Genomic DNA, 16,948 nt, shown 5'->3' with positions numbered 1-16,948 from the left:
TAATATAGAAAATGTGCAAGTGAAAAGGGCTTGCTGAAAACAATTTCACGAAAGAAAAGACTATCCAAGTGCATGGATAGTCTGATAGATTATGCCACAATGGCTTTTGCTACTTCTTCTGTTGTCATGCGAGAGAAATAGTGAGCTGTGTCGATTTCATGCAATTTGGCCAGCACATCTGCATACTCGTAACGAGTACCGACCAACAAGTCTTCGATGTCCGATACATCACCAATTCCGAAGAAATCTCCGTAAATCTTGATAGATTCGATGACTGATTTTTCAGCCTTGATGTAGGTCGTGATTTTACCTGCTGGGTAACGAACGCTGCGCTCCACAGTGTATTCTGGTGTTTGACCATAGGTCCAGTCCCAAGTCGCAAACTGGCTGTCACGGATTTCTTGGATACGAGCCAAATCATCTTCAGACAAGACATACTCGTCCATGTCTGGGTATTCTTGCTTCATTTGGTTGAGGATGGCATCCTTAAACTCCAGAACGGTCATCTTCTCTGGCAATTCGTTGTTGATATTGGTCACGCGGGCACGAACGGACTTGACACCTTTGGACTCAATCTTGTCCTTGCTGACCTTGAGGGCACTTGCGAGGACAGACATATCCACATCAAAGAGCAAGCATCCGTGGTGCATCATACGGCCTTTGGCATAGGCTTGCGCATTTCCACAGATTTTCTTGCCGTCGATTTCCAGGTCATTACGACCAGTGAAGTTAGCTTCTACACCCAGTGTTGCAAGGGTATCAATCACAGGTTTAGAGAAGGTCTTGAAGTCAAAAGCTCCCTCGTCTGCCTTGTTTGAAATAATGGTATAGTTGAGGTTGTTGAGGTCATGATAGACAGCGCCACCACCTGACAGACGGCGAACCACATGGATGCCCTTTTCGTCTGTGAATTCCTTGTTGATTTCTTCAATGGCATTCTGGTGCTTACCGATAATGATGGCAGGCTCATTGATCCAGAGAATAAAAATTTCGTCAATATCTGTTAATTCCTTGAAGGCATAGGCTTCGAGGGCAATGTTATAAGCTGGGTCATTGCTGTTGTTTACGATGTATTTCATGCAAAACTCCTTTATTGTTAACTAATTTTTATTATAGTGGAAACGATAACAAAAGACAAGCCCCAAGGCTTGTCTTTCTACATTATTCGACATCCGCTCCGTTTGTAGCGATAGCTGTTTTATAACAAAGGAATGAGGTTCTTGGCGTAGTTTATATACATACGCCTGCTCTGTTCTTTTTTCACTCAAAGGAGAATCGACCCTCCCTTGTACTCGTTTTTGAGTATCAAAGAAGGCTTCACCGTGAAACAATAAGTAAATTGTTTCGCTATCCTATCTCCCTGTTTCACACTGTTAATTCAATTTGGATATCCTCAAAACCTAGAATACAAGATTCATAGTAACCATCTCCAGTAACTCGTGGGCCACTGAGAAGCTGATAACCCGCTGCGACCAATTGCTCAGTCAATTCATTCACCGCTTCTTCACTTCCCAAACTAAAGGCTAGATGAATCAGCCCCAAGTGATTGAGCTGGCTAGGCTTGTCCACCACATCATCTCTAGTCATAATTTCAAGACGAGCTCCATCTTCAAAAGTCAGGAAATAGGATTTAAAACTTGTTTTTGTATTGTGATAGAGTTGATTGGACTTTGCACCGAAATAAGTTTCAAAGAAATTCCGCATTCCTTCTAGGTCTTGAGCATAGATAGCAAGATGTTCAATTTTCATTCGATTTTATCCTCCCTTAAAGAAAAACGGCACACTGCCGTTTTTCTTATTCTACGTCTTTACCATTGCTGGCGATGACTGTTTTATTCATCCGATTATTTCCGCTTTGGTGGGTTGTGGATCGCAACACCAAGCACATCAAGGAAGGCTTCGTACATCACTTCTGAGAAGGTTGGGTGACCGTGGATTGATGCTGCCACGTCGTCAACTGTCAACTCAGATTCCATGATGGTTGCTGCTTCGTTGATCATTTCAGCCGCAACTGGACCGATGATGTGAACACCAAGGATTTCATGGTATTTCTTATCAGCGATAACTTTTACGAAACCATGTGCTTCGTTAGAAGCGATGGCACGACCATTACCAGTAAAGCTGTTGCGACCGATAAGGATGTTTTCTTTACCATATTTCTCGATAGCTTGGTCTTCTGTCAAACCAACCATAGCGATTTCTGGGTGTGTGTAAACCGCTGCTGGTGTGAAGTCCAATTTAGCCTTGTGGTGGTTACCGTGGATGGCATTTTCAGCTGCCACTTCACCCATGCGGTAAGCAGCGTGAGCCAACATCTTAGTACCGTTAACATCACCTGGTGCGTAGATACCTGGGATAGATGTTTCTTGGTATTCGTTGACCTTGATACGACCGCGGTCTAGTTCAAGGTTAAGATTTTCAAGACCAGCCAATTGTGGTACACGACCGATTGAAAGAAGGGCTTTTTCAGAAACGATTTCTGAGCCGTCGTTCAACTTGATGGTCAATTGGTTATTAGCTTCAACGATTTCAGATACACCAACTGATGTCAAGAATTTCATACCTTTCTTAGAAAGGACTTTTTGCAATTCTACAGACACTTCGCGGTCCATACCTGGAATGATACGGTCTGCCATCTCAACAACTGTTACTTCTGTACCGTATGATGCATAAACCAAACCAAGTTCTACACCGACTACGCCGCCACCCATAACAGTGAGTGACTTAGGAATTTCACGCAAGTCAAGGATATCATCAGACGTCAATACCAACTTAGAATCGATACCTGGGATATTGATGCGGGATACCTTAGAACCTGTTGCAAGAACGATGCTACGACCTTTGATAACCTTGTCTCCGATGACAACAGTCTTGTCAGGGTTTACTTGACCAAGACCGTTGAAGATGGTTACCTTATTGGCTTTCAAGAGACCTGCTACACCGCCTGTCAAGGTCTTCACAACCTTGTTCTTGAAGTCAACTGTCTTGTCCATATCAACTGTGTAGTTGGTTGAAGCAAGGTTGATTCCACGCTCAGCCGCAATCTTCAAGCCGTCAAGGATTTCAGCATTTTTGAGGTAGGTCTTAGTTGGGATACAGCCCTTGTTCAAGCAGGTACCACCAAATTCTGATTTCTCAACGATAGCGATTTTACCGCCCAATTGAGCACCACGAATAGCTGCGTAGTAACCAGCAGGACCACCACCGACAACAACCATGTCATACTCGTCAGCTGCCAATTCAGCCTTAGGAGCTTGTGGAGCTGCTGCAGGAGCTGCAGGTACTTCCAAACCAGCTGCTTTCAAGTCAGCAGTTGCTTGAGCAACCTCAGCTGGAGCAGGTGCGCTGCCAACTTCAACGGTTTCACCTTCTGCACCAAGGTAAGCAATGACTTCTGTTACAGGAACTGTTGCACCGTTACCGTGAACGATTTTCAAGAGTACACCTGACTCTTCCGCTTCCAATTCCATGCTTGTCTTGTCTGACATCATCTCCAAGATAACATCGCCTTCGTTGACAAAATCACCCTCTTGTTTTTTCCACTCGATGATTTCGCCTTCCTGCATATCTACACCAAGTTTAGGCATAATAATTTCAATTGCCATGATTAAGATACCAAGAGCGAAGAGAAAGCGACTGAAAAATTAGGAAATCGTAGAAAATCCTGATTTTCTAAACGATTTATCTATTTTTCCGAGCTTTCCGCTCGGGTTCAATTGCTAAAACTCTCTCGCTCTTATTCCCTTTCTTTATTTTCTATTCAGAAATCTAATTCTCTAGTTTAAACCAATGGAAACCTTATCAAATCAACAATTCCAATGGGTTTTCCAACAAGTTCTTCAAGTCAACCATGAACTTAGCACCATTCATACCGTCAACGATACGGTGGTCAATGGTCAAGCAGAGTGCCATGATTGGACGGATTTTGATTTCGCCGTCGATAACAACTGGTGTTTGAACAGTTGCTGCAACACCAAGGATGGCTGAGTTTGGTTGGTTGATGATCGGGTTGAAGGTCTTAGTACCGAACATACCCAAGTTGGTGATAGAGAAGGTAGAACCTGACATTTCCGCACCCTTCAACTTACCAGATTGAGCCTTCTTGATGACATCTTTTGAAGCCACCACGAAGTCAGACAAGCTCATCTTATCTGCACCGTGAACAACTGGCACCACCAAGCCTTCATCCAAACCTACCGCGATACCAAGGTTGACAAACTTGTGCAACTCGATTTCTTGAGCATCGTTAATCAAAGATGCATTCATATAGCGGTGTTCTTCCTTCATCAATGTACGAACCACTGCAAGACCGATCAAGTCAGTAAATGTTACTTTCAAACCAGTCTTGTTCATGATTGGCTCAAGGACTTGCTTACGCAATGCCATGAGGTTGGTCATGTCGATATCGTAGTTAAGCGTAAAGGTTGGAGCTGTCAAGTAAGAGTTGACCATACCTTTTGAAATTGCCTTACGCATTGGGCTCATCTTGATGATTTCAACGCCTTCTGGCAATTCTTTAGCTGGTTTCTCTTCAGCTTTCGGTGCTGGAGCAACAGTTTCTACAGTTGCAGGAGCAAGTACTGCAAGAACGTCGTCCTTAACAATCTTACCATTGACACCTGAACCAGTAAGGGTTGACAAATCAACACCTTGGTCTGCTGCAATACGGGCTGCAAGCGGAGTTGCTTTTGGAGCTGCTCCCTTGAAGTCTTCAACGTCAGCCTTGTGGACACGGCCATTTGCACCAGTTCCTGGTACAAGACCTAAGTCAATTCCAAGCTCACGCGCCAATTTACGTGCTGCTGGAGTAGCACGAACCTTGCCACCACCTTGTGGTTTGGCAGCAGCTGCCGGAGCAACAATAACAGGCGTGCGACCTGCAGGTACTTCTTCGATGGCTGCAGCTGGGGCAACTGGAGCAGATGAAGCTCCTGCTTCAACCGTTTCGCCTTCAGCACCCAAGTAGGCAATAACTTCGGTAACAGGGACAGTAGCACCGTTTCCATGAACAATTTTTAATAGGACGCCTGACTCTTCTGCTTCCAACTCCATGCTGGTCTTGTCAGACATCATTTCCAAGATGACATCGCCTTCGTTGACGAAATCGCCCTCTTGTTTTTTCCACTCGATGATTTCACCTTCTTGCATGTCCACACCGAGCTTAGGCATAATGATTTCAATAGCCATTTTTAAGATACCAAGTCCGAACAGAAAACGATTGAAAAATAGAAAATCTTGATTTCTTAGCGACTTATCTTTTCTCCTAGTTTTCCGGACGGGATCAATTCCTTTCTTTCAGTTTCTTACATAACCACTAAACCAGACTTATTCACTAAGTCGGCTCAATTCTAGGTTACATTCTTTCAAACAGGGCTAGGACGGTTGCCCGTCCTTCCATTCTTTCTTAACCCTTGTTTACTTGCTTGTAGATTGCCGATTTGATTTTCTCTACGTTTGGCAATACTGCGTTTTCAAGAATGTTTGCGTAAGGAACTGGTACATCATCTGAAGCGATACGGATGATTGGGGCATCCAAGTAGTCAAAGGCTTCGCTTTCTGTGATGATTGATGCGATCTCACCGATGAAACCACCTGTTTTGTAAGCATCGTTAACCAAGATAACCTTACCAGTTTTCTTCACAGATTCGATGATCAATTCTTTATCCAATGGAATAAGGGTACGTGGGTCAACCACTTCTACGCTGATGCCTTCTGCAGCTACTTCTTCAGCCGCTTTCAAGGCACGTTCCAACATACGACCGTATGAAATAATGGTTACATCAGTACCTTCACGTTTGATTTCACCCTTACCAAGTGGAATGTAGAAATCTGGGTCTAAGTTAACTTCTTCTTTTTTACCGTAAAGAGCTTTTGGCTCCAAGAAGATAACTGGGTTGTTATCAAGGATAGATGATTTCAAAAGACCTTTTGCATCGTTAGCTGTACCAGGTGCGACCACCTTGATACCTGGGATGTGAGTCAACCATGCTTCAAGAGATTGTGAGTGCTGTGCTGCAGAACCGATACCAGAACCTGAAGCCACACGGAAGGTTACAGGTGTCTTCAAGCCGCCACCAAACATGTAGTTAGTTTTGGCAGCTTGGTTAACAATCGCGTCAAGTGCAATTGTCACGAAGTCCATGAAAGTCAAGTCAACGATTGGACGAAGACCGGTTTGAGCCGCACCAACCGCAGAACCAGCGATTGCAGCCTCAGAGATAGGCGTGTCGCGAACGCGTTTTGGACCAAATTCGTCCAACATACCAACAGATGTACCGAAGTCACCGCCGTAGATACCGACGTCTTCACCCATCAAGAATACTTTTTCATCCTTACGCATTTCTTCGCTTTGAGCCAAGTTAATCGCTTCACGCAAGGCCATTACTTTTGTTTCAGCCATTTTAAAATTTCTCCTACTATATCAAAAATTTTCTTCAATCTGGACAGTAGACTAATCTACAAACACGTCTTCGTAAGCTACTGAGATGTCTGGATCTGGGCTTTCTTGTGCGAATTTCACAGATGCTTCTACTTGTTCTGCAACTTGTGCTTCGATGGCATCCAATTCTTCGTCAGTCGCAATCTTGTTCTCTGTCAAGTATTTGCGGTATTTCTTAAGTGGGTCTTTTGCTTTCCACTCGTTTACCTCTTCTTTTGTACGGTAAACACCTGCGTCAGCAGTTGAGTGACCAAACCAGCGGTATGATTCAACTTCGACCATGGCTGGACCGTTACCTGCACGAACGTATTCGATAACTTCTTGCATTTTCTCATAAACGGCAATCACGTCGTTTCCATCTTCAACATAGTGACCTGGCATACCGTATGCAGCAGCACGTTGGTAGAGGTGAGGAATCTTAGTAGAATAAGAAATGTCTGTTGAGATACCGTAACGGTTGTTAGTGATAAAGAAGATAACTGGCAAATTCCAAACAGCTGCCAAGTTCATTGATTCGTGGAAGGAACCTTCGTTTGTCGCTGAGTCACCTGAGAAGGCAATAACGATATTATCAGTACCGAGGTATTGTTGCGTAAGGGCTGCACCTACTGCAAGGGCATAACCACCACCTACGATACCGTTTGAACCAAAGTTTCCTTTTTCAACGTTAGCCAAGTGCATAGAACCACCACGGCCTTTAGATGTACCTGTTGCCTTACCAGCAAGCTCAGCCATCATACCGTTGATGTCAATCCCTTTTGCGATAACGTGACCGTGACCACGGTGGTGTGAGAAGATAATGTCTTGCTCTGTCAAACCAGCGATTGGTCCGACAGCTGCCGCTTCTTCACCAACTGAGAAGTGAGTCATACCTTGTACGAAGCCACGACGCACCAATTTGTTCAATTTCATGTCAACATCGCGGATTTGTTGCATTTTTAGGAACATATCCAAGTGTTGTTCTTTTGAGATAGATACCATAATTTCCTCCAAAGGTTTTTTCTCTTTCTGTACTATGATAGACCAATATTTCACAAATGGCAAGTATTTGAACCGTTTTCTTATTTACTGAAAATTTCGTGAAAACACTGATTTCCCTGCTATTTTTTACTACTGCTTCACTTTTTATTTTTTCATTTGTTTTTTATTTCACAAACTTTCGGACAGACTTGTCAGCCTTTTTTCTTTTTGTTATTATATAGATGGAGGTGCCTATGGAATTTGATTTATTTCTTATCATTTGCAACTATATCGGTACAATCGCTTTCGCTGTTTCAGGTGCTGTCAAGGGATTCAATAAGAAGCTAGATATTTTTGGTATCTGTCTACTCAGTATCATCACAGCTGTGGGCGGCGGTATCATTCGTGATACCATGGCCAATCATATCCCAGCTGCCTTAACAGACCCCAAGGCCATCTACCTTTCTATCTGTGTAGCCATTATCATGTATGTGATTGTCATCAATATGAAGCAAGACCAGCCACTGGATAAAAAAATGATTATTTTACTTTCCCAGACCAATCTGGTCTTTGATGCCATCGGACTAGCCATCTTTGCCCTTATCGGTGCCAATACTGGAGTTGACCTTCAACTAAACGCCATGACAACTGGCATCTTGGCCGCTCTAACAGGTGTTGGTGGCGGTATTGCCCGCGATTTACTGGTTAATGAAACACCCATCGTTCTGAAAGAAGATGTTTATGCTGTGCTAGCCTTCTTTTCCGGTCTTCTCTACCACCTTTGTATTGTCGATTGGCAATTACCACAAATTCCCATTTTCATTAGTATTTTTTCCATCAGTCTGATTATTCGACTCTTGGTCATCAAGTATAAGATTAACCTCCCAAATATGGATAGAAAACGAAAGGTCTGAGTTACTCAACTCAGACCTTTTTCTTAGCTAATATTCAGTTTTTACCAGCCACCGCCAGGACCAGTTGCTACAATCTGGCTAATTTGTTGGCCATTAACAGTTACTGTACCACCTGTCAATTCAGCAGTTCCATCAAAGTCAAAGGCTGAGGTTGGAGCTGTCACATCAATAGTACCACCTGATACATAGATATCACCATTGGCATCAAAAGCATCAGTATCTCCACTACCTACTGCAACTTTCAAATCACCACCAGTCACTTTGATAAAGATGTCTGATGAAATTGTACTTGCCGCGTTGATAGCATCATCTGAACCGTAGACATCTAATGTACCACCATTGATGGTAATATTCGTTCCTTCCATAGCTTCTGCTGATTCTGGAACAGTAATCGTGCCTCCATCAATTGTCAGTGCGGTTTCTGCCTTGATGGCATCATCACCTGCCTTCACAGTGATAGCACCACCAGTAATCGTTGTATAACCTTTTGTTGTATCCGTGTCATTTGTTGACTTGATACCATCACCACCTGCAGTTACATCAATGGCTCCACCATTGACAGTCATCGAATCTTTCCCTCGAATACCATCATCAACTGCTGTTACTTTGATATTGCCAGCATTGACAACCATGTCATCCGTTGAAACAATACCGTCTTGGAAGTTTGCCTCAACTGTTAGATTTCCATTACCAGTAATAGTCAAATCTGCTTCAACATGGATAGCACCTTCAATGTTTGTATCTGAGTGGTTGCTAGTATCTTTTACAGTATTACTAGTTCCATCTTTGATTTCCAATTCAACATTACCAGCCTGAATGACATTGATAGCAGCAGTATCTGAACTTGAGATTTCTGCACCTGCTAAAACAATACGGACATTGGCATCTGTTTCAACTGTCACACCTGCGGTGGTTGACCCGGTCAGGATATATGTACCACCTTCTGTAATGTTCAAACCATCATTTGAGAGTGTTACTTCTTTTGTTGGAAGGGCTGACCAGTCAATTGAAGAAGTATTCGAAGTCGATGAGGTTCCGTTGCTTGTGGTTGAAGCGACATTCGTTTGACTAGTTGTTACAGAACTTGAGGTCGTTGTCGAACTGGAAGCTGTCGAACAAGCGGCCAAGACACCTAAACTCATAAGAGTGACGCCAGAGTAAAGAAGTTTTTTAAGATTTGTTTTCATAATGTAAATTCCTTTTCTTTCTTTAGGAAGTTCGCTTGCCTTCCTGATATGCTCTTAGTTTACTCCTCATTCCTAAAAGAAAGATTAAAGATAGCCAAAAGAAAACTTAAAATAGACCGCAATGCTTTCTAACTCACCAGCATGTCAACCAAACCTGAATTAATACATTCAATTGATTGGTCTTTGCACATATAGCCCATTCAGAAGTTAAAAAGCCGAATGTTGCCATCCGACTTTCCTAGCTTAATCTTTTTGCTCAAGGGCACGCAACATCTGATCGATCTTGTTGCCGTACTCAATGGATTGGTCTTTTTCAAAGACCAAATCAGGAATTTTATAGAGGGTCAGCTTGCGACCTAGTTCTCTCTTAATGGTTCCTGTTGCTTTTTCAAGACCTGTTTGGGCTTTTTGATTGTCAGAAGCCAGGTCACTCATAATGGTATAGTAAACCTTGGCCATAGACAAATCTCCGACCATCTGCACATCAGTGATGGTCACACCTTGCACACGAGGATCCCGGACTTTCTTCTGCAAAATCTCATTGACTTCGCGCTTGATTTCCATCCCAACACGGTCTGTTCGAAAATGGTTTGCCATAGTCATTCCTTTCTTAGATGATAGAAAAGCTGAGTTTCCTCAGCTTAACATTGTTTCATAAGAGGGCATCGGTAAAACAAATATCTCAGTTCCCTTGATACCCTTGCTTTTTTAAAAGCTCTTATTTCTTAATTTCTTCCATGATGTAGGCTTCGATGGTATCATCTACACGGATGTCGTTGTAGTTTTCAATCATCAAACCACCTTCTTGGGCGTTACCAACTTCTTTCACATCATCCTTGTAACGCTTCAAGCTGCCCAATTTACCGTCGAAGATAACAACGCCATCTCGGATAACACGAACACTTGAATCACGGGTAACCTTACCACGTACAACCATGAAACCACCGATCGTTCCGACTTTAGAAACTTTAAAGGTTTCACGGATGATAGCTTCACCGATGATTTTTTCTTCAAACTCAGGATCCAACATCCCTTTCATGGCATCTTCCATCTCTTCAATCACCTTATAGATGATGCTATGGAGACGTACTTCTACATCATCTGCTTCTGCTTGACTACGAGCTTCAGCAGTTGGACGAACGTTGAAACCGATAACGAGTGCGTTCGATGCTTCCGCAAGGGTAATATCCGATTCGTTGATGGCACCTACTGCAGAGTGAACGATATTGACGCGCACGCCTTCCACTTCGATTTTCTGAAGAGAGGTTGCAAGGGCCTCTACAGAACCTTGTACATCGGCCTTGATAATGACGTTGACAGACTTAACTTCACCTGCTTTAAGGGTATCAAAGAGGTTTTCAAGGCTGACACGTTGGGTTGCCTGACGTTGTTTGAGAAGGGCACGCTTGGCACGCTCTTCACCAGCTGCACGCGCAGATTTCTCATCTTCATAGACAGCGAAGTGATCGCCAGCCATTGGCGTTTCGTTCAAACCAGTGATCGAAACCGGTGTAGATGGACCAGCTACCTTGACACGACGGCCAAGGTCATTGGTCATGGCACGAACACGACCGAAGGTATTTCCGACAACGATTGGGTCTTGAACATTAAGAGTTCCCTGTTGAACAAGAAGGGTTGCAACGGCACCTTTTCCTTTATCCAAATGCGCTTCGATAACCGTACCAATAGCACGTACAGTTGGGTCTGCCTTCAGTTCTTGGATCTCAGCTACAAGAAGGACTGTTTCCAACAACTCATCAATATTTTGGTTGAACTTAGCTGAGATTTCTACAAATTCAGACTCACCGCCCCAGGCAGTTGAGATAACACCGTGTTCAGCTAATTCACCGATGACACGTTCTGGGTTGGCACCTGGCTTGTCAATCTTGTTGATGGCAACAATGATTGGAACATTGGCAGCTTTGGAGTGGTTGATGGCCTCAATGGTCTGTGGCATAACACCATCATCTGCTGCAACGACCAAGATGGTCAAGTCGGTAACAGAGGCACCACGAGCACGCATAGATGTAAAGGCCGCGTGTCCAGGCGTATCCAAGAAGGTAATTTTCTTGCCATTTTCTTCGATTTGGTAGGCACCAATATGCTGGGTGATACCACCAGCTTCCCCTGTAGCCACACGAGAATTACGAAGGGTATCCAAAAGGGTTGTCTTACCGTGGTCAACGTGTCCCATGATGGTCACAACAGGTGGACGCTCAACCATTTCCTCTTCATTGAGGTAACCTTCTTCGACGAAGAAACGTTCAATGTCAGCGTTATCGACCTCAACCTTTTCCTTGGCCTCAATTCCATAATCTACCATAAGGAGTTCGATGGTGTCGCCATCTAGAGATTGGTTCTGAGTTGCCATAACTCCCATGAGGAAGAGTTTCTTGACGATTTCAGCAGGCTCACGCTTGATCCGTTTTGCAATTTCTGCAACGGTCATGCCAGCTGTGTATTCAAATTCTGTTGGCAATTCATGGAACTTGCGTTCAGTTGCTGGCTTGACAGGTTGGTTACTCTTGCCTTTTTTGTTTTTCTTGTTGTTATTCCAGTTACTATTTCTTTGATTTCTCACTTGATTTTGACTATTTCGATTTCTTTGTTGTTTCCGTGGACCATCTTCTTCGTCACTATTAAAGTCACGTTTCTTGTCTGGTCGAGCTTGTTTTTTACGACGGGTATCTAGAGCACTTTCTGCAACCTTCTCAGGCACCGCTGCGACTGGTGTTGGTTTGACAAATGGCTTGCTTTCAATCACCGGTTCTTCGAACTTGATTTCCTTAGGCTTTTTCGGTTGCTTTTTAGCCTCCTGCGCCTGACGGAACCGTTCTTCGCTGGTACGAGCGTATTCTGCATTTTGCTCTGCTTTTAAGGCTGCTGCACGCGCTTTGAAGTCAATCTTAGGAGCTGCTGGTTTTGCAACCTCTTTTTGCTCAAAACGTGCTGATTGAGTAGAACGGTTGTCTTGACGACGATTGTCACGATTATCGTAACGGTCACCAAAACGATTGTCCCTACGCTTGTCTGAACCCTGCTCACGTCTGTTATCACGACGCTCATTGCGTTCATTACTTGGACGGCCTTGGCCTTGCTGACGGTTGTCACGACGATCTTGACCTTGTTTGCCTTGACCGCCTCTGCCCTGAGCTCGCTTAGCTGCTTGTTCCTTGGCACGCGCTTCACGTTCCGCCTTAAAGTTACGGCTCTGAGGGCGGTGAGGTGCTGCTGGAGCAACTGCCTTCGGTTCTTCCTTGGTAGCTGGAGCGGGTGCTTCTTGCTTTGCTACTGGAGCCTTGCTTTCAGTCGGTTTCTCAACAGACTGAACCTTCTCTACTGTTTTTGGAACTTCTGCTTTCTTAGTAAAGCTGTCAGCCAAACGTTTGGCACTTGCTTCATCTACACTTGAAGCATGGCTTTTGACTTCAAAACCCAATTCTTGAGCCTTAGCAACAACTTCCTTGCTACTTACGCCTAATTCTCGGGCAATTTCATTCAATCTCTTCTTAGACAATGCCTTGTCCTCCTGTTCTATTCCATAATAGACCTCATCTTCTTTGTAAATCCAGCGTCTGTCACTGCAAGAACCTTCCTAGCCTTGCCGACAGCTGCACTCAATTCCAGTGTTGAAAACACTGTTACAACTTCTACTTGATAGGTATGACTTTTATCTGTTACTTTTTTACTTAAATTTCCAGCAGCGTCATCAGCCAAAAAAACCAATTTCGCCTGCCCTTTTTGAATAGCTTCAACAACCAGATCCTCACCTGAAACCAAGCGACCTGCCCGTTGAGCCAACCCCAATAAATTTAAGATTTTCTGTTTCTTATTCCAGTCCAAGCTCTCTCCTTTTGACCTTGTGATCAACATAGGCAATCAATTCATCGTAGAACTCTTCAGCTACTTCCATGCTAAATGAACGGTCAAAGACACGACGCTTTTTAGCTTGAGCAGCTTCAACATTATCTAGTTTGATATAAGCTCCGCGACCATTTGCCTTGCCTGTTGGATCGATAAATACTTGACCTTCTTTATTTTTTACAATACGGAGCAAATCCCGTTTGTCGATGATTTCACCGGACACCACAGACTTGCGCAAGGGTATTTTTCTAGCTTTTGCCATGGTTGCTCCTTTTGTCTTATTCTAGTTCTTCTGTGACTTCTTCTACAAGCTCATCTGTTGCATATTGAGCCGCCTCAAATGCCTCATATTCGGAAGCAGACTTGATGTCGATACGGAATCCTGTCAAATGGGCTGCTAAGCGAACGTTCTGACCACGACGACCAATTGCTAGTGACAATTTATCATCTGGCACAACAACCGTAGCATGCTTGCCATCTTCTGTATCAAACAATACTTGGTCAACCTCTGCAGGTGCGAGAGCATTGTAGATAAATTCCGCTTCATCTGCTACCCACTCGATGACATCGATATTTTCCTCAGTCGGAATCATGCGGTCATTTTTAGCATCGTAGCGAGCTGGGTGGAATTTGCTGGTGATTTTCTTGATATTTGAACCACCGCGACCAACGATAGTCCCGATAGCATCCACGTTTGGATTGTGACTACGGACAGCCACTTTCGTACGGTCACCAGCTTCACGGGCAACACTCATGATTTCAACAGTTCCATCATATACTTCAGGAATTTCCTGTTCCATGAGGCGTTTGATCATCTCTGGATGGCTACGGCTGACAAATACGTTCACCCCACGACCATTGTCTTCTACCTTGTAAACATAGACTTCAATACGGTCATGTGATTGGAAAACCTCACCTGGAATTTGATCTTGTTTTGACAACTGTGCTTCAATGGTACCAAGGTTGACATAGATAAAGCGATTATCAAAACGCTCTACCGTACCAGACATGATTTCATTCTCATGTTGCTTGTAGGTATTAAAGGTAATGGCACGCTTTTGCTTGCGCATTTTTTCCATGATGGTCTGTTTAGCTGATTGAGCAGCTACGCGACCAAATTCTGCTGGATCTTCTGGGAATTTGATTTTATCACCCATTTCATAAGCAGTTGAGATGGCCAAGGCATCCTTGAGGCTGATTTCCAAACGGCTATCAAAGACCTCATCCACTACTTCACGGACAGTATATACGTGGAAATCAGCCTTCTTCTCGTCAAACTCGATAACTGCTGACTCAGCTTGTCCATAGCGGCGCTTATAAGCAGAACGAAGTGATTCTGTCACTGCATCAATAATATCCGCCTTGTTAATACCCATGTCTTCCTCTAAAATACGGAAGGCTTCTAGCATTTCTCTACTCATTTTGATTTCCTTTTGATGTCAAAAGGTCCTTTCTTACACTTAAATTTTAACGGCCAAACGTGCCTTAGCTACTGTTGAATATGGAATGGTCACTTCTTTTTTACGGGTCTTATCCATGTACTCCATAACCAAGTCTGTTCCATCAAAGGACATTAGAGTTCCTTCAAAAACCTTAATCTTGTCGATGGCCTGATAGAGCTTGACATGGATGTATTTCCCAACAGCCTGGGCAACTGCATCCGCTGACTTCAAGGGACGTTCCAAACCTGGACTTGTTACCTCAAGCATATACTGCTCTGGGAAAGGATCCGGATGAATGGTGTCCAAGAGTGGACTAATGACTTCTGATAAATCTGCCGTATCCTGAAGGGAAATCCCCCCTTCCTTATCAATGAAAATAGACAGGACATAGTCACCACCCATTTTGCCATATTCCACATCTACCAACTCATAGGGAGCCTGGATAGCTGGTGCAATGGTAGCCGTGACTAAATCAACAATTGATGACATAGGCACCTCCTTTTACAATTCTAACCTGCTGCAATCTGCATACAGGGAAAGGGTTGACTGACGTCAACCCCCTTTTCTCTTTATTTCTACTCTGTATTCTATCATAATTTCGAACACCTGTAAAGGAAAACGATAAGGATAGAAATTGTAAACGTTACCTACCTCACCACATAAAAATAAGGAGCCCAAATGGATTCCTTATTTGCTTATCTTATTAAAATCTTGCTTCCACACGATAGATGACCTGACCCTTGTTTGAGAATTTCTCCTCGTACTCCGTCATGACATTACCTTCCAAGCCATCCGCATGAAGGTCTAACCAGACCTGTTTCAAGACCATACCGTATTGGGAAAAGCTAGCCAAACTATATTCAAATAAACCACGGTTGTCTGTCTTAAAATGAATTTCCCCATTCTCAGGCAAGATTTCCTTGTAGGTATCCAAGAAAGACTTATAAGTCAACCGACGTTTTTCATGGCGTTTCTTTGGCCATGGATCAGAAAAGTTTAGATAGAGCTGATCAATTTCCGCTGGGGCAAAATAGTTGGTCAAGCTAGATCCATCAACCTGCAAGAGTTTAATGTTTGGTAGACCTGCTTCAAGCACTCGGTCCAAGGCATAGCTCAAGACCGTCATCTGAATATCAATACCGATGTAGTTAATATCCGGATTTTGTGCTGCCATGCCTGTCACAAATCGACCTTTACCAGACCCAACCTCAATATGAATGGGATTATCATTCCCGAAAATTTCTGCCCATTTCCCCTTACACTCCTCTGGATTGGAGATAACATACTGGGGATTATTTGCTAGGAGATCACTGGCCCCCTTACGATTTCTAACTCTCATACTTCCCTATAAAAACTCTGACGGAATTGACGCAGAGCGTAAATTTCTCTATTAGCTGCCAAGGTGTTGTAACTTTCAACATGCTTGGCAATTTGATTGAGGTAGGCCAATTGACCATACCAATAAATCTTATTCAAGACGGTTTGATTATACTTGTAGCCATAAGCACGAAGCCACTCTTCCCAAGCCTGACGTGGAATGTAGTGGGTCAAAATATAGGCCACATCAACCATACGATCGGTCACACAGGCTGTTTCCCAGTCCGTCAAATAAATGAAACCTGAAGTTGTTTCAACCCAGTTGCTATGGTGCAAATCACCATGTACAAAGGTTGCTAGCTCCTGACGGAACCTCGGCAGATTGTTCAACAAATCCTGACAAACCGATTGTAAGTAAGAATTTTGAAGTAAAATAGGTGGTACTTCATCCTGCCAACGACGGACCAAATCCTTAGGCTCTAGATAGGTATAATTCATTTGCAAGGCCTGATTGAGCAAGATGCGCGAAAAATGCATCCGCACTAAAATTTGGCGAACCTGCTTGCTAATCATATCCTGACGTTCCAAGGTACGACCATTGAGCCATTCTTGCTCCACACGGTGACCCATTCCTACCTCCCGATTTGCCGACAAAACAGGCGGTGTAATTTGTTCGCGAGCCAGTGCAGACACGATAGGAGGCATTTCATACTTTACAAAGACTTGCGTTCCGTCTGACCGTAGGCCCTTAAACGCTTTGCCACTATTTCCTGCAATAGACTGTAACTGTAGCCCACTGGTATCAAACTGCATGCCTTACCTCCT

General features: G+C 43.7%; 16 protein-coding genes. 1 reads left to right on the top strand and 15 read right to left on the bottom strand.

Translation table 11 applies throughout. The annotated features are described in order from the left end of the window. Nucleotides 1-89 precede the first annotated feature (89 nt). From PW220_RS01775 to PW220_RS01750, 6 genes are all read right to left on the bottom strand, one after another. Nucleotides 90-1,079, bottom strand: a complete 990-nt coding sequence (locus PW220_RS01775) for a lipoate--protein ligase (protein ID WP_248033733.1) — start codon at nt 1,077-1,079, stop codon at nt 90-92. Between the two features lie 286 nt (nt 1,080-1,365). Beyond that, nucleotides 1,366-1,749 (bottom strand): VOC family protein, encoded by a 384-nt coding sequence (locus PW220_RS01770; RefSeq protein ID WP_105095601.1) that lies wholly within the window; start codon nt 1,747-1,749, stop codon nt 1,366-1,368. Between the two features lie 95 nt (nt 1,750-1,844). Further along, on the bottom strand, nt 1,845-3,605 hold the full coding sequence (lpdA, locus tag PW220_RS01765) for a dihydrolipoyl dehydrogenase (protein ID WP_248054927.1): 1,761 nt from the start codon (nt 3,603-3,605) through the stop codon (nt 1,845-1,847). Between the two features lie 196 nt (nt 3,606-3,801). Next, on the bottom strand, nt 3,802-5,187 hold the full coding sequence (locus PW220_RS01760; RefSeq protein WP_248054928.1) for a dihydrolipoamide acetyltransferase: 1,386 nt from the start codon (nt 5,185-5,187) through the stop codon (nt 3,802-3,804). Nucleotides 5,188-5,404: 217 nt separating this feature from the next. Next, nucleotides 5,405-6,400: an alpha-ketoacid dehydrogenase subunit beta gene (locus PW220_RS01755; protein WP_248054929.1), complete on the bottom strand. Its 996-nt coding sequence runs from the start codon at nt 6,398-6,400 to the stop codon at nt 5,405-5,407. A gap of 51 nt (nt 6,401-6,451) precedes the next feature. Further along, complete coding sequence (locus PW220_RS01750; RefSeq protein WP_002942391.1) at nt 6,452-7,420, bottom strand: thiamine pyrophosphate-dependent dehydrogenase E1 component subunit alpha; 969 nt, start codon at nt 7,418-7,420, stop codon at nt 6,452-6,454. Nucleotides 7,421-7,653: 233 nt separating this feature from the next. Between PW220_RS01750 and PW220_RS01745 the strand changes: the two genes are divergently transcribed. Further along, nucleotides 7,654-8,313, top strand: coding sequence for a trimeric intracellular cation channel family protein (locus tag PW220_RS01745; RefSeq protein ID WP_248054930.1), 660 nt, complete (start codon nt 7,654-7,656; stop codon nt 8,311-8,313). Between the two features lie 41 nt (nt 8,314-8,354). Here the strand turns inward: PW220_RS01745 and PW220_RS01740 are convergent, their stop codons facing one another. The 9 genes from PW220_RS01740 to ccrZ form a co-directional block, all read right to left on the bottom strand. Beyond that, nucleotides 8,355-9,500: a carbohydrate-binding domain-containing protein gene (locus PW220_RS01740; protein ID WP_248054931.1), complete on the bottom strand. Its 1,146-nt coding sequence runs from the start codon at nt 9,498-9,500 to the stop codon at nt 8,355-8,357. A 243-nt stretch (nt 9,501-9,743) separates the two neighbouring features. Beyond that, nucleotides 9,744-10,097 (bottom strand): 30S ribosome-binding factor RbfA, encoded by a 354-nt coding sequence (gene rbfA / locus PW220_RS01735; RefSeq protein ID WP_024391503.1) that lies wholly within the window; start codon nt 10,095-10,097, stop codon nt 9,744-9,746. A gap of 121 nt (nt 10,098-10,218) precedes the next feature. Beyond that, complete coding sequence (gene infB / locus PW220_RS01730; protein WP_248054932.1) at nt 10,219-13,017, bottom strand: translation initiation factor IF-2; 2,799 nt, start codon at nt 13,015-13,017, stop codon at nt 10,219-10,221. A gap of 17 nt (nt 13,018-13,034) precedes the next feature. After that, nucleotides 13,035-13,373, bottom strand: a complete 339-nt coding sequence (locus PW220_RS01725) for a YlxQ-related RNA-binding protein (protein WP_172053996.1) — start codon at nt 13,371-13,373, stop codon at nt 13,035-13,037. Continuing rightward, the gene (gene rnpM / locus PW220_RS01720) at nt 13,330-13,626 is read right to left on the bottom strand and encodes an RNase P modulator RnpM (RefSeq protein WP_172022661.1); all 297 of its coding nucleotides are present in this window, start codon (nt 13,624-13,626) and stop codon (nt 13,330-13,332) included. Before rnpM ends, PW220_RS01725 begins: the two co-directional genes overlap by 44 nt. A gap of 16 nt (nt 13,627-13,642) precedes the next feature. Further along, complete coding sequence (nusA, locus tag PW220_RS01715) at nt 13,643-14,785, bottom strand: transcription termination factor NusA (protein WP_248054933.1); 1,143 nt, start codon at nt 14,783-14,785, stop codon at nt 13,643-13,645. Between the two features lie 39 nt (nt 14,786-14,824). Next, on the bottom strand, nt 14,825-15,295 hold the full coding sequence (rimP, locus tag PW220_RS01710; protein WP_248054934.1) for a ribosome maturation factor RimP: 471 nt from the start codon (nt 15,293-15,295) through the stop codon (nt 14,825-14,827). A gap of 214 nt (nt 15,296-15,509) precedes the next feature. Continuing rightward, nucleotides 15,510-16,145 (bottom strand): tRNA (guanosine(46)-N7)-methyltransferase TrmB, encoded by a 636-nt coding sequence (gene trmB, locus PW220_RS01705; protein ID WP_248054935.1) that lies wholly within the window; start codon nt 16,143-16,145, stop codon nt 15,510-15,512. Next, the gene (gene ccrZ / locus PW220_RS01700; protein ID WP_248054936.1) at nt 16,142-16,936 is read right to left on the bottom strand and encodes a cell cycle regulator CcrZ; all 795 of its coding nucleotides are present in this window, start codon (nt 16,934-16,936) and stop codon (nt 16,142-16,144) included. Before ccrZ ends, trmB begins: the two co-directional genes overlap by 4 nt. Nucleotides 16,937-16,948 lie beyond the last annotated feature (12 nt).

It is taken from the genome of Streptococcus sp. 29892 (assembly GCF_032594935.1).
Classification (GTDB): Bacteria; Bacillota; Bacilli; order Lactobacillales; family Streptococcaceae; genus Streptococcus; species Streptococcus hyiners.
Note: the sequence above shows the minus strand (reverse complement) of the source record. Positions and strands in the feature narration are given on the sequence as shown.